Below are 3,007 nucleotides of genomic sequence, written 5' to 3' on the forward strand. Positions count from 1 at the left end.
CGGCTTCTGCAAAGACGGCCCTTTCCAAGGAGTACCCTGTTGCCAGGCCCCTCTACATGTATACCAACGGGCAGCCGACTGGTGAAGTTGCCAACTTCATTAAGTTTGTGTTGAGTCCCGCCGGGCAGAAACTGGTCGCCAAGGAAGGGTTTGTTCCTCTAACGGGCGAGGCCAAAGGAAAACCGTCAAAAAAAGGTAAAAAATAATAATCTTATGTCCAGACAGCAGAGAGAAACCATCATCAAGGGTATTTTTGCCGTTTTTGCCTTCGTTTCGGTGCTTACCCTGGCGCTCATTGTCGTTTTCCTTTTCCGCGAAGGGATTCCTGTATTCAAGGAAGTTTCTGTTGTGGATTTCCTGTTCGGGAAGGAATGGTATCCCACGTATGATCCGCCCTCTTACGGGATATGGCCACTTATAATTGGTTCCGCAGTTGTTACCCTATTCTCATGTCTGATTGCGGTTCCTCTTGGGGTTCTTTCTGCTGTTTACATTTCTGAGATTGCTCCGGCATCGATCAAAGATATTACAAAGGCGATTATAGAACTTTTGGCAGGGCTTCCTTCCGTGGTCCTCGGTTTTTTCGGCATGGTCGTTGTGGCCCCCTTTCTTCAAGATACCTTTGATCTGCCGACGGGTCTTAACATCGTGAATGCTTCAGTTATTCTGGCGATCATGGCAATACCTACTATTTCGAGTATCTCGGAGGATGCACTTTATGCCGTGCCCCAGGAGTTCAAGGAGGCATCGTATGCCCTGGGCGCAACGAAATATGAAACCATTATTAAGGTCATTATGCCGGCCGCTCTGTCAGGAATTTCCACAGCCGTAATACTCGGTATGGCAAGGGCCATCGGGGAAACCATGGTCGTGCTGATGGTAGCCGGGGGTGCGGCGGCCATTCCAGAGAGTATCTTTGAATCCGTCAGGCCGATGCCGGCAAGTATCGCTGCGGAGATGGGCGAGGCTCCCTTCGGGAGCGGACACTACCATGCCCTTTTTGCCACCGGCATTGTTTTGTTTTTTTTGACCCTGATCTTTAATCTCATCGCAGACTATATTTCCCAAAAATTCAAAGAAACCGGATCAGCAACATTATGATGCAGCATCGCAAGAGAAATAATCATTCGGAAAAGATTCCATGAAGTGGCGTTATTTCAAACAGCACGTGTTTTTTACCATTGTTCGATTATCGGCACTGCTGATTGCCGTGGTCCTCGGTGGTCTTATTGCTTACATCATTGCAAACGGTGTGTCTGCCATCAGTTGGGACTTTATCACCCTCCCGCCGACGGATTCTATGACCAAAGGCGGGATCATGCCGGCCATCCTGGGGACAATATACTTGACGATAGGAGCAATCGCCGTTGCCCTGCCTCTTGGCGTAGTGTCGGCGATCTATCTTACGGAATATGCGAAGCAGGGGACGTTTGTCAGGCTGGTCCGCATCGGTATAAATTGTCTGGCCGGAGTTCCTTCAGTTGTCTTCGGATTATTTGGGCTCGGATTCTTCGTTGTTTTTCTTCAGTTCGGATCATGCATTCTTTCCGGAGCGCTCACCCTTGGCGTCCTTGTATTGCCGACAATCATCGGGGCATCGGAAGAAGCTCTGAAAGCAGTACCGCAAACATTCCGGGAGGCGTCGCTGGCCCTCGGGATATCCAAATGGCAGACCATTTATAAGATTGTCTTACCGACGGCGTTGCCCGGAATACTTACAGGAGCAATCCTGGGTATCGGCAGGGCAGCGGGTGAAACGGCGCCGATTATGTTTACTGCGGCAGCATTCTTTACAGCGAAGCTCCCCGGCTCCATCTTCGATGAAGTCATGGCACTCCCCTACCATGTTTATGTACTTGCTACAGCAGGTACCCACATAGAACAGACGAGGCCGATTCAATTTGGGACGGTATTGGTTCTTGTCGGACTTGTTTTGGGAGTTAATCTTGTTGCGATTGTTATCAGGAGTTATGTAAGGAAGAAAAAAAGGTGGTAATTGTGGAAGGTAACAGTATAATCGAATTAAGGAATGTAAACTTCTTTTACGGACAGGTCAGGGCGCTTACTGATATCACCATGGATTTTGAAAAGAACCGGGTGACTGCCCTGATAGGACCGTCCGGTTGCGGAAAGTCCACGTTGTTACGATTACTCAACCGCATGAATGATCTCATCGATGGAACCAGTGTCGAGGGAGAAGTCATTTTTGAAGGCATGAGTATTTATAATCCTGATGTTGATCCCGTAGACATCCGGAGAAAAATCGGCATGGTATTTCAAAAGCCCAATCCGTTTCCAAAGTCAATATTCAACAATGTCACCTATGCGCCAAAGCTTGCAGGGATCACGAAAAAGAGTGATCTGGAATTTCTTGTTGAAGAGAGTTTAAAACAGGCGGTTCTCTGGGAAGAGGTGAAGGACATTCTGGATAAATCGGCGATGAACCTTTCAGGGGGGCAGCAGCAGCGCCTTTGCATTGCCAGGGCGCTCGCCATGAAGCCGGACGTCATACTCATGGATGAGCCGACTTCGGCGCTTGATCCAATATCAACGGCAAAAATTGAAGAATTGATTGATGAATTGAAGAAGAAATATACCATAATCATTGTTACGCATAACATGCAGCAGGCGGCCCGGATTTCATCGAAAACCGGTTTTTTCTACTTAGGGAAGCTCATTGAATATAACGCTACGGAAAAGATTTTTACCAATCCGTATGTGAAACAAACGGAAGACTATATTACCGGGAGATTCGGGTGATGGGGATATTTGATTTCTTAAAAATTCGTTCATCTGCAAAGAAGCTGCTGGCTTCCTCAGCATTAGCTGACACATCTGTATCCTCGAATCTAAATGGGAGAAGAAGCTAATTAGTTCGTCCTGAAAAATAAGGTTTTTAAAAGTTTTTTGTTGTTCTGTTCTTTGACAACTGAAGATAATTGTGGATGAGAACGGATTTCCGGGACGATTTCCCCTATGCGGCCCGTTTCATCTCCCTTAAGGCTTG

The 3,007-nt window shown here is 47.4% G+C and carries 4 protein-coding genes; all 4 read left to right on the forward strand.

The window, feature by feature from the left end; translation table 11 throughout:
- Window positions 1-206, forward strand: a 206-nt coding sequence (locus NTW12_11840; protein MCX5847024.1) for a phosphate ABC transporter substrate-binding protein, incomplete at its 5' end; no start/stop codon positions are given.
- A gap of 7 nt (window positions 207-213) precedes the next feature.
- The gene (pstC, locus tag NTW12_11845; protein ID MCX5847025.1) at window positions 214-1,101 is read left to right on the forward strand and encodes a phosphate ABC transporter permease subunit PstC; all 888 of its coding nucleotides are present in this window, start codon (window positions 214-216) and stop codon (window positions 1,099-1,101) included.
- Window positions 1,102-1,141: 40 nt separating this feature from the next.
- Complete coding sequence (pstA, locus tag NTW12_11850) at window positions 1,142-1,996, forward strand: phosphate ABC transporter permease PstA (protein MCX5847026.1); 855 nt, start codon at window positions 1,142-1,144, stop codon at window positions 1,994-1,996.
- Between the two features lie 2 nt (window positions 1,997-1,998).
- Complete coding sequence (gene pstB / locus NTW12_11855; GenBank protein ID MCX5847027.1) at window positions 1,999-2,760, forward strand: phosphate ABC transporter ATP-binding protein PstB; 762 nt, start codon at window positions 1,999-2,001, stop codon at window positions 2,758-2,760.
- The last annotated feature ends 247 nt before the right edge of the window (window positions 2,761-3,007 follow it).

It is taken from the genome of Deltaproteobacteria bacterium (assembly GCA_026388545.1).
Taxonomy (GTDB): domain Bacteria; phylum Desulfobacterota; class Syntrophia; order Syntrophales; family UBA2185; genus JAPLJS01.

Excerpts from the sequence above, each read along its gene's own strand:
- pstA (MCX5847026.1), top strand. The coding sequence starts at position 1,142 with ATGAAGTGGCGTTATTTCAAACAGCACGTGTTTTTTACCATTGTTCGA.
- pstC (MCX5847025.1), top strand. The coding sequence starts at position 214 with ATGTCCAGACAGCAGAGAGAAACCATCATCAAGGGTATTTTTGCCGTT.